Below are 18,392 nucleotides of genomic sequence, written 5' to 3' on the forward strand. Positions count from 1 at the left end.
ACGCTCTCCCGGGTAAATCGACAACTCCAAAGGCTTTCGCCTCACATGGCTGCGCCGGGTCGCCCCTCAAAGGACGACCCGGCGCGGGCCTGACGCCAGTCGCTTAGAAAGCGTAGTTGGCCGACAGGTAAGTCTGGGCGCTGCTGGTCAAGTCCAGCGAGCCTTGCTTGCTGCCGCCGCTCTCTTTCATCTCGGTGCTGGCGTTGCTGCGCAGGTAACGGTAACCGAGTTCGACCGAGGTGTTCTGCGAGACTTGCTGCAGCACACCGAACTGACCGCCGACGGCGTAACCGATGTCACTGTCGCGGCTGTAGCCTGGCGAATCCTGGGTCAGCTTGGTCAGACCCGCCGTGGCACCGCCGAACAGCTTGGTGCTGCCGCCCACCGGGTAGAACAGATCGTAGCTGCCCAGCAGGTTTTCCTGGCGCAGTTTAATGCCATTGTGCGAGCCCGACACGTTGTCGTAGGTGGCGTAGTAGCGACCCTGGCTGTTTTGCTGACCCAGACGCAGGCCGTAGGTGTTGTTGCCGTCGATGGCCGCGGTGGCGTCCGGGTGGCCGAGGTTGTCGTTCAGGGCGTTGGATTTCTTGATCTTGTCGCTGGTCTGGCCAAAGGTCAGGCCGGCGAAGTTGCTGGTGGTGTCGGCGTGGGCCGCGATACTGGCGCTCATTACGGTAAAAGCCAGCAGCAGTTTATTTAAACGAGTCATGGAGTTTCCTCTTTCACAGCGCTGTTTGGGTATGGCGCAAGGTTACTGGCCCTCCCCTGTACCGCCCCTGAACACTCTCTGAACCTGGCCTGAATGAAATGAACTAGGCTGTTTTGACCCTTTATTGTCAGGAGACCCGATCATGCGCCTGCTTCTAACCCTCGCCCTGCTCGTCTTCAGCAGCCTCAGCCAGGCTGCGATCAAGACCGAGGAAATCCCCTACCAGAGCGCCGACGGCACGAAGCTGATCGGTTACTACGCCTACGACGACGCGATCAAGGGCCCGCGCCCCGGCGTGGTGGTGGTGCATGAATGGTGGGGACTGAACGACTACGCCAAGCGCCGCGCCCGGGATCTCGCCGGGCTCGGCTACAGCGCGCTGGCCATCGACATGTACGGTGAGGGCAAGAACACCGAGCACCCGAAAGACGCGATGGCGTTCATGCAAGCCGCCACGCAAAACGCCGATGCGGCCAGCAAGCGCTTTCAGGCCGGGCTGGATCTGTTGAAGAAACAGCCGCAGACCGACAAGGATAAAATCGCCGCCATCGGTTACTGCTTCGGCGGTGGCGTGGTGCTGAATGCGGCGCGTCAGGGTGTGCCGCTGGCCGGCGTGGTGAGTTTCCACGGTGCGCTGGCCACCAAGACCCCGGCTGCGCCTGGCAGCGTGAAGGCGAAAATTCTCGTCGAGCATGGCGCGCTGGACAGCATGGTCACCCCGGACAACGTCGCGGCGTTCAAGTCGGAAATGGACAAGGCCGGCGCCGACTATCAATTCGTCAATCTCGACGGCGCCAAGCACGGGTTCAGCAATCCCGACGCGGATCGCCTGAGCCACGGCGATCACGGTGGCCCGGATATCGGCTACAACAAGGCCGCCGATGAAAAATCCTGGGCGGACATGCAGGCGTTCTTCAAGAAAATCTTTGGCTGAACCCGGTCGCCCCCTCGCGCTGATCGTTCCCACGCTCCGCGTGGGAATGCAGCCCGGGACGCTCCGCGTCCCTTCGCGGTGTGACGCAGAGCGTCACTGTATGCATTCCCACGCAGAGCGTGGGAACGATCATGGCTCCAGGCTTCTGCGTGGGAACGATCACCTGCTCTGCACTATCCAGCCCGAAGACAACCCGGCAAAATGCCGACATGACTGCCAGCCCTTTCCTCCCCGCCTGCTGCACTCCGCTCGATGCCCATTGGCCGCTGCCGAAGGTATTGCCTGACACCGTGCTGTTGACCACCCATTTCGACCCGTCGCAACTGCTCGGCGATGACTTCCGCCGCAGCGCCATCGAGCCGCCGCCGAGCATTCAGCGTTCGGTGGCCAAGCGGCAGGCGGAATTCCTTGCCGGGCGGATTTGCGCCCGGGCCGCGTTGCAGCAATTGGAAGGCTCAAGCACTGTTCCGCCGATCGGCGAGGACCGCGCGCCCATTTGGCCGGCACACATCTGCGGCTCGATCACCCACAGCACCGGCCGTGCGGCGGCGATTGTCGCCAACAAGCAGCACTGGCGCGGACTGGGCATGGACCTGGAAAACCTGCTCAACGCCGAACGCGCCGAACGACTGGCCGGAGAGATCCTGACCCCGCCGGAAATGCAGCGCATGGCCGCCGGCTCCCGAGATCAGATTGCGTTGTGGGTGACCCTGACCTTCTCGGTGAAAGAAAGCCTGTTCAAGGCGCTGTACCCGATCGTGCAGCAGCGCTTCTACTTCGAACACGCCGAGGTGCTGGAGTGGAATGAACAAGGTCAGGTGCGGCTGCGGCTGCTGACGGACCTGTCCGGCGAATGGCGCAACGGCACTGAACTCGATGCGCAATTTGGCGTGCAGGACGGGCAGTTGCTGAGTCTGGTCAGCATTCCTGCCTGAAGTTTTTTAGCGCCGCTCCTGATTCCTCGGCCAGCTCAGGCTGAAGCACGCTCCGCCCAGACTCTTGCTCTTGCCGATCAGCGCCCGGCCGTCGTGCCAGTGAATGATCCGCCGCACGATCGACAGGCCCAGGCCGTGTCCGCCGGACGCCCGGGTGCGACTGTCGTCCAGGCGCAGGAACGGCGTGAAGATTTTCTCCCAGGCGGTTTCCGGCACACCGGGGCCGTCGTCCTCGACATCCACCCGGCAGCGCATCTGCCCGACCTGATAACTGACCGTGACCTTCGAGCGTGCATGGCGCATGGCGTTGCTCACCAGGTTCTGCAAGGCGCGGTGCAGGTAACGCGGCTCGGCCTCGACCCAGGCGTCATCGCAATCCGCCGCCGACAGGCACAAGCCGCGTTGCACCGTGACTTCTGCACGCAGAGGCGCCAGCTCTTCGATCACCTGATTGACCAGCGCATCCAGGTCAATGCGCTGGAAGGTCAACGCCGGCGAGCCCTGTTCCAGCCGGGCGTACGTGAGCATTTCGTCGACCAGCTTGTCGAGGTCCTCGATGTCGTGGTCCATGCCCTCGCGGTATTTCTCCAGCGCCTGCGGGGTGGTGGCCGAGCCGATCATCTCCAGACCGAAACGCAGGCGCGCCACCGGCGTGCGCAGTTCGTGGGACACCGCACGCACCAGTTCACGCTGAATGGCGAGCAGTTGCTGCAAGTGCTCGGCCATGCCGTTGAACGCCGCCGCCAGTTTGCCCACCGAGTCGGCACCACGGGCCGGAACCCGGGTTTCCAGGCTGCCCTTGGCAATGCGCGTGGCGGCGGCTTCGAGCCCGCGCAAACGTCGTTCGAGCTGCCGCACCAATAGATAGACGATCAGGCCGATCAGGGTCAGGCCGAGGGCAGCAATCAGCACCAGCCATTCCGGCGGGTACGGGTTCATCTGATACAGCGGCCCGATTTCCAGCACCCAAGGCGTGCCGACCATGCCGGCGAACACCCGGATCGAATCGCCCCCCTTGCCCAGCGCCATCACCGTATCGCCTTCGGACACCCGACGGCTCTGGTCTTCGTCCATGTCGGCATCGCTGACCGTGACCAACCGCAAATCGAAGCCGAAGCCTTTGTCTTCTTTCAGCTGCGCCAGTCGTTTGGGCTGCTCGCCCACCGGCACCCGCACCAGTTCATCGGCCAACAGATAAATGGTCGCCCGGGCCAGTTGCTCGCTGATCTGCTGCACCTCACCCACCAGCACCAGTTGCTCCTTGTCGCTGACCAGCCGATAGACCTTGGCCGCGTGTGGGCCGGTCTGTTCGACCAGCGCCTGCCCGCGCTGCACCCGGGTGCGCTGGGTCAGGTCGAGATCGGTCTGGGCAAAGGTTTTCACTGCCAGCGGAATCCCGAGCAGCCGCTCCCACACCAGCAAGGCGCGATGGCGCTCGGTTTCGTTCATCGGTTGCAGGTTGTCGGCCATCAGCGAAAACGTACCGTGGGCCAGACGCTCGCGGTATTGCTCGCTGCGCACCTGATTGAGCAGGTGCAGCGCCAGCACGCCGAGCACTGCCACCAGAATCAGCGCCGCGCACATGCCGCCATAGATGCGCAGGAAGATCGAATTCACAGCGGCAGGTCTGCGCAGGCTTCCGGCACGAACAGGTAGCCTTTGCTGCGAATGGTCTTGATCAGGCGCGGATGATCGGGGTCGTCGCCGATCTTCGGGCGGATGCGCGAGATGCGCACATCGATCGAGCGGTCCTGGCCGTCGTAGCCGATGCCGCGTAGCGCGGTGAAGATTTCTTCCCGGGACAGGATCCGTCCGGCGTTGGACACCAGCAGCCAGAGCAGATCGAATTCGGCACTGGTCAGCTCGATGCCGCTGTCGCTGAGCCAGGCTTCGCGCAACGCGTTGTCCACCACCAGCGGACCGAATTGCAACCGACGCGGATTGCCTGCCGCCGGCTCCGGTGTGTCACTGCGGCGCAACAATGCCTGGATGCGCGCCAGCAACAGCCGCGGGCGCACCGGTTTGCAGACGTAGTCGTCGGCGCCGAGGTCGAGGCCTAGGATCTGGTCGGCGTCATCGGTACGCGCGGTTAGCATCAGGATCGGCCCGTCGTAGCGATCGCGCACCTTGCGGCAAATGCTCAGGCCGTCTTCACCGGGGAGCATCAGGTCGAGGATCACCAGGTCCGGCTGCTCCTTGATGATCCGTGCCGCCGCCAGCGCACCGTTGCCTTCGATCTCCACGCGCAATCCGTTGGCTTGCAGGTATTCACGGGTCAGTTCAGCCAGACGCTGGTCATCCTCGACGATCAATACCTGCCAGGCTTCTTGCTCCACGGGTGACCTCTGCTTGCCGAAACTGCTTATAAAGGAAGGATCCTCCCGTCTTTTTGTCATCTTTAAGGAGGATAAGAATGCGTGCGCATGGGCCGATTGTATAAACGGCGTACAGCCAGAACACAAGTCGGTAAATGCGTTCGGACAAGGCGGATTTTTGTGATAGGGTTCGCGCCCTCAAAATTCCGCCGCGGCATTTTTTTGCGGTGAAAAACAGTGACAGACGGTCTAGCTCAGCAGGTTCGCGGCCTACACGGGAATTCCTGGTTTCTTACACAATTTACGCACAGGTTTATCCACAGCTCGTACGTTGCAAGCCCCCTCGAAACGCATTATCTTGTAGCACGGCGCGAGGACAGCCCCTACATATAGGGTTTTCCATTCCAGAGCCCAACCACATTTCGGACCTGAAACTCAAGTGCTTTATTGCCAGTTTCCGGTTGAACCAAGCAAGTTTTTCAAAGCCCAAACCGCACTCGCGGATGGCACCGTTTTTCAGGTTGGCAACGACCGGAACGGTACGGGTGTTGCAGTCATTACTGTCACCCTGGAAGTAATCCGGCTCGAGCCTTGGCTCGTGGCCGAAAACTTCGGCAAGGATGCGGCGTCATTAGCCTTTTTCCTACTGGTCCGAAGTTGTTATGCCCGACGCCCGTCGGTTGTAGTGCTTCGGACCAGAACGGTGAGCACCATGATGGTGCCCAAACAAACATAGAGAATGTGGAGATCACCCCCCATGCAAACCGACACAACTCGCGAGAACCCGCAGGGCACCTTGCCGCAGGCCGCCGATTCGAATTCGGATCTGGCTGCCACCGCGCCTGGCCAACTGCGCGTGATCAAGCGTAATGGCACTGTCGTTCCTTACACCGATGACAAGATCACCGTCGCTATCACCAAAGCGTTTCTCGCAGTTGAGGGCGGCACCGCTGCCGCTTCGTCGCGAATCCACGACACCGTTGCCCGCCTGACCGAACAGGTCACCGCGACCTTCAAGCGTCGCATGCCGTCGGGCGGCACCATCCACATCGAAGAAATCCAGGACCAGGTCGAACTGGCCCTGATGCGTGCCGGCGAGCAGAAAGTGGCTCGCGACTACGTGATCTACCGTGACGCCCGCTCCAAGGAACGCGCCACCCGCACCACCGCCGAAGCTCCGGTACAGGCGCATCCGTCGATCCGCATCACCCGCGCCGACGGCAGCCTTGCGCCGCTGGACATGGGCCGCCTGAACACCATCGTCACCGAAGCCTGCGAAGGCCTGGCCGAAGTCGACGGCGACCTGATCCAGCGCGAAACCCTGAAGAACCTGTACGACGGCGTGGCCCTGAACGACGTCAACACCGCGCTGGTGATGACCGCTCGCACCCTGGTCGAGCGCGAGCCGAACTACTCGTTCGTGACCGCCCGCCTGCTGATGGACACCCTGCGTGCCGAAGGCCTGGGCTTCCTGGGCGTGGCCGAGAGCGCCACTCACCACGAAATGGCCGACCTGTACGCCAAGGCCCTGCCGGCCTACGTTGCCAAAGGTATCGAGTTCGAACTGCTGAACCCTGTGCTGGCCTCCTTCGACCTGGAAAAACTGGGCAAGGCGATCAACCACGAGCGCGACCAGCAATTCACCTACCTGGGCCTGCAGACCCTGTACGACCGTTACTTCATCCACAAGGATGGCGTGCGTTTCGAACTGCCGCAGATCTTCTTCATGCGCGTGGCCATGGGCCTGGCGATCGAAGAGAAGCAGAAAGAAGACCGTGCGATCGAGTTCTACAACCTGCTGTCCTCGTTCGACTACATGGCTTCGACCCCGACCCTGTTCAACGCCGGTACCCTGCGTCCACAGCTGTCGAGCTGCTACCTGACCACCGTGCCGGATGACCTGTCGGGCATCTACCACGCGATCCACGACAACGCCATGCTGTCGAAATTCGCCGGCGGCCTGGGCAACGACTGGACCCCGGTTCGTGCACTGGGCTCGTACATCAAGGGTACCAACGGCAAGTCGCAAGGCGTGGTTCCGTTCCTGAAGGTGGTGAACGACACCGCCGTCGCCGTTAACCAGGGTGGCAAGCGCAAAGGCGCTGTCTGTGCCTACCTGGAAACCTGGCACATGGACATCGAAGAGTTCATCGAGCTGCGCAAGAACACCGGTGATGACCGTCGTCGTACCCACGACATGAACACCGCCAACTGGATCCCTGACCTGTTCATGAAGCGTGTCTTCGATGACGGCAAGTGGACCCTGTTCTCGCCGTCCGAAGTACCGGACCTGCACGACCTGACCGGCAAGGCCTTCGAAGAGCGCTACGAGTACTACGAAGCCCTGACCGAATACCCGGGCAAGATCAAGCTGTTCAAGACCATCCAGGCCAAAGACCTGTGGCGCAAGATGCTGTCGATGCTGTTCGAAACCGGCCACCCATGGCTGACTTTCAAGGACCCGTGCAACCTGCGCAGCCCGCAGCAGCACGTCGGCGTGGTTCACAGCTCGAACCTGTGCACCGAGATCACCCTGAACACCAACAAGGACGAGATCGCGGTCTGCAACCTGGGCTCGATCAACCTGCCGAACCACATCGTCGACGGCAAGCTGGACACCGCCAAGCTCAAGCGCACCATCGACGTCGCCGTGCGCATGCTCGACAACGTGATCGACATCAACTACTACTCGGTACCGCAGGCGAAGAACTCCAACTTCCGCCACCGTCCGGTCGGCCTGGGCATCATGGGCTTCCAGGACGCGCTGTACCTGCAGCACATCCCTTACGGTTCCGACGCTGCCGTCGAGTTCGCCGACAAGTCGATGGAAGCGGTCAGCTACTACGCGATCCAGGCTTCCTGTGACCTGGCCGACGAGCGCGGCTCGTACGAGACGTTCCAGGGTTCGCTGTGGTCCAAAGGCGTACTGCCGCTGGATTCGCAACAGATCCTGATCGAAGCACGTGGCCAGAAGTACATCGACGTCGACCTGACCGAGTCCCTGGACTGGGCCCCGGTTCGCGCCCGTGTACAGAAAGGCATCCGTAACTCGAACATCATGGCCATCGCACCGACCGCGACCATCGCCAACATCACCGGCGTCTCGCAGTCGATCGAACCGACCTACCAGAACCTGTACGTGAAATCGAACCTGTCGGGCGAATTCACCGTGATCAACCCGTACCTGGTTCGCGACCTGAAGGCTCGCGGTCTGTGGGACTCGGTCATGATCAACGACCTGAAGTACTACGACGGTTCGGTTCAGCAGATCGAGCGCATCCCGCAAGAACTCAAAGAGCTCTACGCAACCGCGTTCGAAGTGGACACCAAGTGGATCGTTGACGCCGCCAGCCGTCGTCAGAAGTGGATCGACCAGGCCCAGTCGCTGAACCTGTACATCGCCGGCGCATCGGGCAAGAAACTGGACGTGACCTACCGCATGGCCTGGTACCGCGGCCTGAAAACCACCTACTACCTCCGTGCCCTGGCCGCGACCAGCACCGAGAAGTCGACCATCAACACCGGCAAGCTGAACGCTGTTTCCAGCGGCGGCAACCACGGCGACGACTCGGTCCTGGCAGCCCCTGCCGGCCCGGCTCCAGTACCGAAGGCTTGCGCCATCGACGAGCCGGATTGCGAAGCTTGCCAATAAGCTGAGCTGAATCGGGCGTTGCAAAACGCCTGACCCGAGAACCCCCGACAGACTTCTGGTTTGTCGGGGGTTTTCTTTTGCCCGCGATAAAAGCAAAAGCGGCCCTCACCCTAGCCCTCCCGAAACGTCGGACCGCCCAGAGGGAGAGGGGACTGACCGAGGGGTTTGGGAGAGATACGCCGACGTGAAAGACCGAGCTGAACTCAAGCCTTAAAAAGCAAACATCCCGCGCCTGCCTTTGCCTTTGCCTTTGCCTTTGCCTTTGCCTTTGCCTTTGCCTTTGCCTCCACCACTCAACACGATGAGCGTTAGCTCGAGTACCGCTTTTGACGTGCCGGCCCCATCGGAAGGCTGAGTGGAGGGATTTATCCGGGGGTGGGAGCGCAGCGACCGTGCGGCGCAGCCGCATGCATCGAGAGGAGGTGCAGCGAAGCAAACCGTAGGCGATGCCCCCGGATGAATCCCGGAACGAAGGAACACCGAGCCAAAGCGAGGTGCCGAACGCCGGGGCCCAGCGTTTTGGTTCCTTTTTGGCGTCTGAAAAAGGGACTCGCCGTAAGGGCGAAACCGCCAGCGGCAACACCCGCAGAAACGGATAAACACCCCAAACTGCAGCCAAAAAAAAGCCCCTCAAAAAGAGGGGCTCCTTAACCAGCCAAAACCCAGAAATCAGGTCATCTGAATAATGGTCTGCATGATAGTGCTCTGAGTCGAAATGGTCTTGGCATTCGCCTGATAGTTGCTCTGGCCCTTGATCAGATCAACCAGCTCATTGGTCAGGTTAACGTTCGACTCCTCCAGCGAATTCGAAACCACCGACCCCAGCGTACCGGTCTCCGGTGCATCGTAGCCCGGAATACCCGAAGCGAAAGTCTCTTTCCAGCTGGTACCACCGATCGGCTGCAGGCCCTGCTCGTTGGTGAAGCTCGCCAGCGCAACCTGGCCGATGGCCTTGCTCTGGTTGTTGCTGAAGTTGGCGAACAGCGTACCGGTACCGTCGATGGTCAGGTTGGTGATCTGGCCAGTGGCGTAACCATCCTGAGTCGGGATCGAACGCGCGGTGTCAGCGTTGTATTGAGTGGTCTTGGCCATCGAAATGGTAATGCCGGCCGGGTTAGCCGAAGCACCGTTGGCCGTCCACACACCGTTGGTGACAGTGCCCGGTACCCAGCCAGTGAGTTTCAGGTCGCTGCTGATCACGGCAGGCGGAGTGCTGACCTGAGTCAGCTTGCCAGTAGAGTCAAAGGTCATGGTCGATGCGACAGGCGCAGTGACTTTCGGATCGCTGCCGGTAGCATCCGGGTTGCGACCGTCCACCAGGGTGTAGACCTTCCAGGTGTTGGCGCCTGTCTTCACCATGTACTGATCCATGACATGGGAGTTGCCCTGGCTGTCATAGATCGGAGTGCTGAACGACTTGGTGTAGGTCGCGAGGTTGGTCGGGTCGAACTTGCCGGCCGCTACTGTGTCGTCGATCACCGGAGCCGTCGAGTTCAGGTTAATGGTCGAGGTCACCAGCGAGGTGGACTTCGGCGCCAGGTTCGAGGTGTCGATCTTCAGATCGGTCAACACGCCGTTGATGATCTTGCCGTTGGAGTCCACACCGTAGCCTTGCAGACGCGAGGTGTAGTCAGTGTTGGTGATGAAGCCGTCCTTGTCGACCTTGAACGTACCGGCACGCGTGTAAGAGATCGAACCGTTGTTGCTCAGGGTGAAGAAGCCCGAACCATTGATCCCCATATCCAGCACGTTGCCGGTGTTGTTGATGTCGCCTTGGGTGAACTGCTGGGAAACGTTGGCCAGACGCACGCCGTTACCAATGACCTTGCTGCCGCTGCCCAGGCGAGTCGCCGAGTAGACGTCTTCGAATTCTGCGCGGGACGATTTGAAACCGGCGGTCGCGACGTTGGCGATGTTGTTGCCGGTCACGTCCAGTTGCTTGTTGGCTGCATAGAGACCGCTAAGGCCGATATTGAAAGACATATTCCACTCCTTTGTGCCGGTTAGTCGGCTCTATATACCAATGGTTTGTACTTTGGACAGAGCGACGGTGCCCTTGCCGGACAGGTTGAGCATCAGCTCGCCGCCAGTCTGGCTGATCGTCACGCTGGTGACCGTGGCTGGCAGGTAGGTCGCCAGATCGGTCGCGGTGCCGTTGATCGAGGCGTTGGCCTTGACGGTGTAGGTACCGGTTTTCACCAGGTTGCCGTCCTTGTCCTTGCCGTCCCAGGTGAAGCTCGCATCGCCTGCGGCGCGACTGCCCAGATCAATGGTGCGAACGGTGGCGCCGCTGCTGTCGGTGATGGTGACGGTACCGCCGGCAATCGACGACGGAACAGTGACCGAACCGGTCATGCCTTTGCTCGGATCGTCCAGCTGAACCGTATTGGTCTGCACAATCACATTGCGACCCACCAGCGACGAAGCCTGCAGGGCTTGCGACGAGTTGTAGTTGCCGGCCAGCGAACTGACGGTGCTGTTGAGGGTGGTGATCCCCTCGAGGCTGCTGAACTGAGCCAGCTGGGCAACGAATGCGCTGTTGTCCTGCGGGTCGAGCGGGTTCTGGTTCTTCAGCTGAGTCACCAGCAGTTGCAGGAACGCGTCCTTGCCCAGGGCCTGGCCGCCAGTCGAGCTGTTGGTGGCCGAAGCGATGCCGCCGGTGGTGGTGCTACTGGTCTTCTTCGAAGAGTTGGCCAGTATGTCGTTCATCGTCAGGCTGCTGGTGGTATCGGTAACACTCATGGCAGTCGCCCCTTATTACTGACCGAGGGTCAGTACCTTCTGCATCATGGTTTTGGCGGTGTTCATCATTTCGGCGTTGGTCTGGAACGACCGGCTCGCGGAAATCATGTCAGCCATTTCTTCCACCACGTTGACGTTCGGGTAGTAGACGTAGCCTTTGGCGTCGGCCGCCGGATGGTTCGGCTCGTAGCGCGCTTCGAGGTTGCTCTGGTCTTCGACCACGCCCATGACCTGCACGCCCTGGCCCGCAGCATCCTGGTTCTGGAACAGCGAATTGCTGCCGCCGCTCTGGCCGCCCTGGAACATGGTGGCGAACACCGGGTGACGGGCGCGATAAGTCTGGTCGATGCTCGACGAGACGGTCTCGGCGTTGGCGATGTTCGAGGCCACGGTGTTGAGACGGGTGGTCTGGGCGCTCATGCCGCTGCCGGCAATGTTGAAAACGCTGGACAGGGACATGGATTACTCTCCGCGCAGGGCTGACACAAGCCCTTTGAATTTGCTGTTGAGCAGGGTGAAGCTGGCCTGGAAGCCGACAGCGTTTTCCGCGTAGTTCGACTGTTCCAGTTGGGCGTCCACGGTGTTCTGGTCGATCGACGGCTGCATCGGCGTGCGATACATCAGCGACTCGTCGCCATTGCCCAGGCCTTCAGCTTCGATGTGACGGCTGTTGGTCATGTTCAGGGCGATGGTGCCGTTGGCGTTCTTCTGGCTCTGTGCTTCAAGCACTTTGGAGAACTCCAGATCCCGCGCCTTGTAGTTCGGGGTGTCGGCGTTGGCGATGTTGTTGGCCAGCACTTCGGCACGCTGGGCGCGGAAGCCCAGAGCCTTTTCGTGAATGCCGAGCGCTTTATCGAAGCTGATGCTCATGTCGGGAACCTTCAGGTGACCGGATTTTTCGTAACTGGGTTATAGCAAGCGGCGTGCCAGTTTTAGAAAGCCCCGGATTACGGGGCTTTGCACGCAATCGGCAAAGCGGCAATGCCAGAAAAGCGGCAACCGGTTTCCGCCGGATGCCGCTTTTCTGCCGCCTGCCACCGGCAAAACCTTCAGGCATAAAAAAACGGGAGCCCCTGAGGACTCCCGTTTCTTGTGGCGCCGGTGTTTCACTTTGCCTGGTAGATGATCCCCGGGCTGCACTGAACCATCTGGTAATGATCCGGCAGACCGTTCAGCGCTTCGGAAGCGCCAAGGAACAGATAACCGCCCGGCTTCAGCGTGCTGTGAATGCGCAACAGGATGTCCTTCTTCACCTCGGCGGAGAAGTAGATCAGCACGTTGCGGCAGAACACGATGTCGAACTTGCCCAGGCTGGCGTAGCTGTCGAGCAGGTTGAACGAGCGGAATTCCACCCGGTTCTTGATCGGCGCCTTGATCACCCAGCGCCCCGGCCCTTTCGGGTCGAAGTAGCGCTGCAGACGATCGGCGGACAGACCGCGACCGATCGCCAGGCTGTCGTACTCGCCGGTCTTGCAGTTGGTCAGCATGCTGCCGGACAGATCAGTGGCGACGATCTGCACGCCCATCTTCAACTGGCCGATGTTGGTCCGCTCGAACTCGTCGATCGACATCGACAGCGAATAGGGTTCCTGACCCGACGAGCAGGCCGCCGACCAGATCCGCAGACGCTGGTTGGGAGCGGCCTTGATCGCCTCGGGCAGTACCTTGTTCTTCAAGACTTCAAACGGATAGGTGTCGCGAAACCACAGGGTTTCGTTGGTCGTCATGGCATCGACCACCTGCTCGCGCAAACCGCTGCGTGGCTGGGTCTGGATGCGCTGAACCAGCTCACCCAGGGACTTGATGCCTTGCTGCTCCATCAGTTTGTTGAGACGGCTCGAGACCAGATACTGCTTGTTTTCACCGAGCAAAATGCCACAGGCTTTTTCCAGGAAGACCCGGAACTGTTCGAAATCCAAATTACCCGTAGACAAATGATGCCGCCTCTTAAATCGTGTTGAACGCCAGGGGCAGAAGGCCCTTAGCTGATGTCTGCTGCTTTGATCCGGTCGACTACCCGGGATGCCAGGTCATCAGGACGGAATTTGGCCAGGAAGTCATCGGCACCGACTTTCTTGACCATCGCCTGATTGAACACACCCGACAACGAAGTATGCAGGATGATATGAAGCTTTTGCATGCGAGGGTCGCTGCGGATCTCGGCCGTCAGGGTGTACCCGTCCATCTCCGGCATTTCGATGTCGGAGATCATCATCAGGAACTCTTCTTCCGGCTTCTTGCCCTCGTCGACCAGCTTGCGCAGGTAATCCAGCGCTTGCCTGCCGTCGTTCAACGCCACCACTTCGACACCGACCGTCTGCAGGCAACGCGTCACCTGCTTGCGCGCCACCGACGAGTCATCGACCGTCAGCACCCGCAGCGACAGCGCCTTGCTCTGGGTCTCGACATCCACCACGCCGACCGAAATCGCTTCCGGGGTCGGCGCCACTTCCGCCAGCACCTTCTCGACGTCGATGATTTCGACTAACTGATTGTCGACCCGAGTCACAGCGGTCAGGTAGTGATCGCGTCCGGTGCCCTTGGGCGGCGGATGAATCTCTTCCCAGTTCATGTTCACGATACGTTCCACCGAGCGCACCAGGAAACCCTGGGTCTTGGTGTTGTATTCCGTGATGATCACGAACGGACTGTTCTTGTCTTTCAAAGCACCGGAGCCGGTCGCCATCGCCAGATCAAGGATCGGAATGGTCGCCCCCCGGATATTCGCCACCCCGCACACGACAGGACTGGACTTGGGCATCAGCGTCAGTTGCGGGCACTGCAGCACTTCCCGAACCTTGAACACGTTGATCCCGTAGAGCTGCTGGCCGTCGAGACGGAACAACAACAGCTCCAGGCGATTCTGCCCCACCAGTTGCGTGCGCTGGTTCACCGAATCCATTACACCAGCCATGCCCAGACTCCTACACCAACGCCAAGTGTTGTTGCGACGCACATTCATTGCTAAACGGCACGGCGCTTGCTTTTTAACTCGTATGAACGCTCAAACGACATTTTTCCGACGCCTGACATCTCCCCTCCGCAGAGGGCTTTGCGCGATGTCCGCCGTTTGCCTGTCTTTCGCTGGCAGCCCTGCCGTTGCTGATGCGGTTACCATGCCTGACATGCTTATCGGCGTCACTCAGGGCTTTCTTGAATTCACCGTAGAAGACTATCTCGCCACCAGTCAAACGGAAGGCCGATATGAAATCGAGGTCAACCAGCTCGATCCACGCATGCGCATGCCTATGTGCGACAAGGAATTGACAGCGACACTGGAGAGTCCGGCACGCCCTCTGGGCCGTGTCACGGTCAAGGTCCGCTGCGAAGGCGCCTCCCCCTGGACGGTGTTCGTGCCCGCTCAAGTCCGCCTGTTTCGCGAGATTGTCACCACCACGCGGCCACTCAAGCGCGCCGGCATCATCGAGCCGCAGGACGTGACCTTGCGCGAGCGCGACGTCAGCACGATCAATCAGGGTTTCCTGACGTCGGTGGATGAAGCCATCGGCCAGAAATTGACCCGACCAACGGTAGCCGATCAAGTCATTACCCTGGTGCATCTGGAACAGGCGGAAGTGGTTCGCAAGGGCGATCAAGTGGTGATCACCGCCCGCAGCGGTACCCTCGCCGTCCGGATGCCGGGCGAAGCGCTGGCCAACGGCGGCCTGAAAGAACAGATTCGAGTGAAGAACCTCAACTCCCAACGGGTCATCAAGGCGCAGGTTGTAGCGCCCGGCCAGGTGGAAGTGGCCATGTAAGCGGCGATGTGAGCGGCGGCATGAACGGATATTTGAAAAGCCCCTGAGCGTTTGGCAGAAAACTGGCGCTGGCCAGAGCTGTTCCCTAAACTGTGCCGCAGCAGGATCTGCAACGGCGCATGCAAGCTCATTGCTAAATGGGCCTAAAGTTTTCCAGGGGATGGCCGAGAACATGGCAAGCGTCCAAATTCCCAGAGGTTTTTAACATGGTCATCGATTTCAGCCGTTTGAACAGCTCCTCGTCACTTACGGGCAGTACACGTACCAGCAACGCCAAGGAAACCGCCGAAACCGGCACCTCCGCGCCGCTGAATACCCCGGCCGAACAGGCCAGTACCGCAAAAAGCGGGGAATCGGTACACCTCAGCAATGAGGCTCAACAGTTGCAGAAGGTCACTGACAAGCTGCGTGATCAGCCTGCCGTCGACAAGGCCCGCGTGGCCGAGTTGAAAGCAGCGATTGCCGATGGCAGCTACAAGGTCGACAGCAACCGTGTAGCCAGCAAACTGCTCAATTTCGAAGCCCAGCGCTAGGCCTCGGTCAGCGCCAGGCTTTTGGACGCTTAAAACCCAAGGCCAGCCATGCACGACACTAATTTATTGCAACTGATCATCGACGACTTTGCTCCAGCTCAACAATTGCTGGAGTTACTGCAAACCGAGTCCCTCGCCTTGCACGGTCGCGACATGCCTCTGCTGGAAGAAATTCTGGCGAACAAGCAGGCATTGATCATTCTGCTCGAACAGCATGGCCGCAAGCGCAGCGAAATCCTCGCCAGTCTCAATCTGTCGCTCGACCGCGCCGGCCTGGAACAACTGGCCAGCCAGTCGAGCATCGGCGACCAGTTGCTCAGCCAGAGCGATGTCCTGACCGATCTGATCGCCCAGTGCCAGGCAGCCAATGCCAGGAATGGCCAGTCGATCATCATGCAACAGGCCGCCACGGCCAATCAGCTGAAAATCCTCACCGGCGGCGAGCCACCCGCGCTCTACGATGCCAGTGGCACCTTCTCCAAACTGCAGAAACCGCGCGCGCTCAGCCAGGCGTGATGCTTTCTTCTATGCTTGCGCCCTATCAACGTGCGAAACATGCTGGCAAAATACTGGCCAGCCGTAGTCAAATTTTGTCTGGAGATTGATTTAACGTGTCCAACGTCCTCAGCGCGGATGATGCTCCGCAGCCCCCAAAGGTGCTCACTACACCTCTGGAAATCTCCAGCAACCTGCGCCAGCTGCAAGAAAGCCATGATCCTCTGATCATCACCTTCCACGAGCGCAGCCAGCGCTTCCAGAGCTACCTGATCAAGGTTGACCGGGAAACCGCCACGATTGCCCTGGACGAGATGATCCCGCGCGATGGCGAACGCTTCCTGCTCGCCGGCGAGCCGTTCAAGGTCGAAGGTTTTCATGACGGCGTGCGCATTGCCTGGGAATGCAACGGCACGCTGAACATCGAAGAATCCAGTGGCGATCGCTTCTACACCGGCGACCTGCCCACCGAAGTGGTTTATCACCAGCGCCGCAATGCGTTCCGCGCCGCTTTGAAGCTGACCGACCTGGTCAGCGTCGAACTGGGCGGCGAAAAGCTCAAGTCGCCTATCGGCGGCAAACTGCTGGATATCTCCGCCACCGGCTGCAAACTGCGCTTCGAAGGCGACATCACCGACCGCCTGCAACTGGGCCAGGTTTATGATCGCCTGATCGCCGCGCCGCTGTTCGGCAACCAGCCGACTTCGGTCGAGCTGCGTTACCTGCACTTCGAAGAAAAACTCAACATCACCTTCGCCGGCCTGCGCTTTCACAACATCAGCGGCCCGGCGGCGCGCAACGTCGAGCGTTTCGTTTATCAACTGCAACGCGAAGCGCGTCGGTTCGATAAAGACGACCTCTGATCGGCATGCATGAAAAAATGGGCAGTCACTGCGGTGACTGCCCGTTTTTTTATGCCTGAATCACGGCCTGGCGGGGCTGATGTCCGGCCCTTCGCCTTCGATTGTCGAGTCGGTTGACGCGACAGGTTCTGGCTCGGGTTCAGGCTCCGGAGCGACCGTATTCTGCATCTGCTCCTGCACCACCTGCTCGTCAACCCGCGGGTCAAGCGCTGCCACCAGCGGCGAACTGGACATGCTGTCCGGCATCGCCACGTGATGCAGCGGCGCATCATCGACCTGGTGCAGATTGGTCACGGCTTTCGGCCGGATCCGCCATACCAGCACCAGCGCGAAAAAGGTGAAGAACGCGTACAGACTCTGCGGCCCGAACAGCTTCATCAGCACCCCGGCCGCCAGCGGCCCGATACTCGCCCCCACGCCGTAAGTCACCAGCAGCATCGCCGTCAGCGACACCCGACGCTCGCCTTCGACGTGGTCGTTAGAGAACGCCACCGCCAACGGGTACAGGCAGAACTGCACCAGCGAACAGAGGAAGCCGACCACGAACAGTACCTCCAGCGGCACTTGCGGCAGGATCGCCAGCGGCAACGAAGCAAACGCGAGGAACAGCGCGAAACAGCGGATCAACAGCGCCCGGTCATAGCGGTCGGACAACCAGCCCAGCGGCCACTGCACCACCAGCCCGGCAAAAATGCAGCTACCCATGAACAGACCGACCTGTTCGGTGGACAGCCCCTGCTGCGAGGCATACAGCGGCGCCAGACCGTAGAACGAACCGATGATCAGCCCTGCCCCGAGGACCGTACTCAGCGACTGCGGCACGCGCTTGATAAAGAAGCGCGGCTCCATCGGCGCCGGATGCAGCGGTGCCGGGTGAATCCGCCGCGTCAGTGCCACCGGCACCAGACACAGGGCAAAACACAACGCGACCAGCATCAGCAGTTCCAGACCAAGGCCCGGGTGCATGACCAGAATCAGCTGACCGAGTACCAGCCCCAGGTACGACGCGATCATGTAGCCGCTGAACACCAGACCGCGCTGATTGGCGTCGGCCTGCTCGTTCAGCCAGCTCTCGATGACCATGTACTGGCACATCATGCCGAGGCCGACGATGGTCCGCAGCACCAGCCACGCCGGCAACCAGTCCACCAGGCCATGACCGAGCACCGCCGCGCCGACGATCCCGGCACACGCCGAGTAGGCACGGATATGCCCGACCCGGGCGATCAGGCGGTGACCGATCTTGCCGCCCAGCACCAGACCGAAATAGTTGGCCGCCATCAACGCACCGACCCACAACCCGTCGACATGGTCGGCAGCCAGACGCAAAGCCAGATAAGTAGAAAGAAGGCCCGAGCCGATCAACATCATCAGCGAGGCGAAATACAGCGCTCGAAAGGATTTCCAGATTTGGCGCATCGGCGTTCCGAGCGGCTCCTTGCAGTAAGTATCGGGC

17 protein-coding genes are annotated in these 18,392 nt (G+C 60.5%); 7 read left to right on the forward strand and 10 right to left on the reverse strand.

From position 1 onward, the window contains the following. Positions 1-103 precede the first annotated feature (103 nt). Positions 104-709, reverse strand: coding sequence for a hypothetical protein (locus AC07Y2_RS11520; protein WP_064598671.1), 606 nt, complete (start codon positions 707-709; stop codon positions 104-106). 142 nt (positions 710-851) lie between these two features. Here AC07Y2_RS11520 and AC07Y2_RS11525 point away from each other — a divergent pair, with 142 nt between their 5' ends. Both AC07Y2_RS11525 and AC07Y2_RS11530 read left to right on the forward strand, forming a co-directional pair. Then, positions 852-1,643 (forward strand): dienelactone hydrolase family protein, encoded by a 792-nt coding sequence (locus AC07Y2_RS11525; RefSeq protein ID WP_085668007.1) that lies wholly within the window; start codon positions 852-854, stop codon positions 1,641-1,643. Positions 1,644-1,852: 209 nt separating this feature from the next. Continuing rightward, a complete protein-coding gene (locus AC07Y2_RS11530; RefSeq protein WP_103386072.1) occupies positions 1,853-2,578 on the forward strand; it encodes a 4'-phosphopantetheinyl transferase family protein in 726 nt (241 codons plus the stop codon). A 6-nt stretch (positions 2,579-2,584) separates the two neighbouring features. Here the strand turns inward: AC07Y2_RS11530 and AC07Y2_RS11535 are convergent, their stop codons facing one another. Both AC07Y2_RS11535 and AC07Y2_RS11540 read right to left on the reverse strand, forming a co-directional pair. Beyond that, positions 2,585-4,195 carry an ATP-binding protein gene (locus tag AC07Y2_RS11535; RefSeq protein ID WP_039772898.1) on the reverse strand — a complete coding sequence of 537 codons (1,611 nt, stop codon included), beginning with the start codon at positions 4,193-4,195 and terminating at the stop codon, positions 2,585-2,587. Continuing rightward, entirely contained in the window at positions 4,192-4,914 is a 723-nt protein-coding gene (locus AC07Y2_RS11540; RefSeq protein ID WP_039772899.1) for a response regulator, read from the reverse strand. The genes AC07Y2_RS11535 and AC07Y2_RS11540 overlap by 4 nt, the downstream gene beginning before the upstream one ends. Positions 4,915-5,650: 736 nt before the next feature. Between AC07Y2_RS11540 and AC07Y2_RS11545 the strand changes: the two genes are divergently transcribed. Beyond that, on the forward strand, positions 5,651-8,545 hold the full coding sequence (locus tag AC07Y2_RS11545; RefSeq protein WP_011335505.1) for a ribonucleoside-diphosphate reductase subunit alpha: 2,895 nt from the start codon (positions 5,651-5,653) through the stop codon (positions 8,543-8,545). Positions 8,546-9,214: 669 nt separating this feature from the next. Here AC07Y2_RS11545 and flgE read toward each other — a convergent pair. The 6 genes from flgE to AC07Y2_RS11575 all read right to left on the reverse strand — a co-directional run bounded on the left by flgE (position 9,215) and on the right by AC07Y2_RS11575 (position 14,201). Continuing rightward, positions 9,215-10,528 carry a flagellar hook protein FlgE gene (flgE, locus tag AC07Y2_RS11550; RefSeq protein WP_039772113.1) on the reverse strand — a complete coding sequence of 438 codons (1,314 nt, stop codon included), beginning with the start codon at positions 10,526-10,528 and terminating at the stop codon, positions 9,215-9,217. A 30-nt stretch (positions 10,529-10,558) separates the two neighbouring features. Further along, positions 10,559-11,287 (reverse strand): flagellar hook assembly protein FlgD, encoded by a 729-nt coding sequence (flgD, locus tag AC07Y2_RS11555; protein WP_039772111.1) that lies wholly within the window; start codon positions 11,285-11,287, stop codon positions 10,559-10,561. A gap of 15 nt (positions 11,288-11,302) precedes the next feature. Further along, a complete protein-coding gene (gene flgC, locus AC07Y2_RS11560) occupies positions 11,303-11,746 on the reverse strand; it encodes a flagellar basal body rod protein FlgC (protein WP_007960329.1) in 444 nt (147 codons plus the stop codon). A 3-nt stretch (positions 11,747-11,749) separates the two neighbouring features. Next, entirely contained in the window at positions 11,750-12,157 is a 408-nt protein-coding gene (flgB, locus tag AC07Y2_RS11565) for a flagellar basal body rod protein FlgB (protein ID WP_007960328.1), read from the reverse strand. Between the two features lie 236 nt (positions 12,158-12,393). After that, on the reverse strand, positions 12,394-13,221 hold the full coding sequence (cheR, locus tag AC07Y2_RS11570) for a protein-glutamate O-methyltransferase CheR (protein ID WP_007960327.1): 828 nt from the start codon (positions 13,219-13,221) through the stop codon (positions 12,394-12,396). Between the two features lie 47 nt (positions 13,222-13,268). Next, positions 13,269-14,201, reverse strand: a complete 933-nt coding sequence (locus AC07Y2_RS11575; RefSeq protein ID WP_011335509.1) for a chemotaxis protein CheV — start codon at positions 14,199-14,201, stop codon at positions 13,269-13,271. An 82-nt stretch (positions 14,202-14,283) separates the two neighbouring features. On the opposite strand from AC07Y2_RS11575, the gene flgA reads away from it, so the two are divergent. The 4 genes from flgA to AC07Y2_RS11595 all read left to right on the forward strand — a co-directional run bounded on the left by flgA (position 14,284) and on the right by AC07Y2_RS11595 (position 16,936). Then, positions 14,284-15,045 (forward strand): flagellar basal body P-ring formation chaperone FlgA, encoded by a 762-nt coding sequence (gene flgA, locus AC07Y2_RS11580; RefSeq protein ID WP_064598681.1) that lies wholly within the window; start codon positions 14,284-14,286, stop codon positions 15,043-15,045. A 206-nt stretch (positions 15,046-15,251) separates the two neighbouring features. Then, entirely contained in the window at positions 15,252-15,578 is a 327-nt protein-coding gene (flgM, locus tag AC07Y2_RS11585; protein WP_007960324.1) for a flagellar biosynthesis anti-sigma factor FlgM, read from the forward strand. A gap of 48 nt (positions 15,579-15,626) precedes the next feature. After that, positions 15,627-16,094 (forward strand): flagella synthesis protein FlgN, encoded by a 468-nt coding sequence (locus AC07Y2_RS11590; protein WP_039772108.1) that lies wholly within the window; start codon positions 15,627-15,629, stop codon positions 16,092-16,094. Between the two features lie 95 nt (positions 16,095-16,189). Then, entirely contained in the window at positions 16,190-16,936 is a 747-nt protein-coding gene (locus tag AC07Y2_RS11595) for a flagellar brake protein (protein ID WP_039772106.1), read from the forward strand. 60 nt (positions 16,937-16,996) lie between these two features. Here the strand turns inward: AC07Y2_RS11595 and AC07Y2_RS11600 are convergent, their stop codons facing one another. Further along, positions 16,997-18,355 (reverse strand): MFS transporter, encoded by a 1,359-nt coding sequence (locus tag AC07Y2_RS11600; RefSeq protein ID WP_103386070.1) that lies wholly within the window; start codon positions 18,353-18,355, stop codon positions 16,997-16,999. Positions 18,356-18,392 lie beyond the last annotated feature (37 nt).

The organism is Pseudomonas sp. GW456-12-1-14-TSB6 (assembly GCF_059424205.1).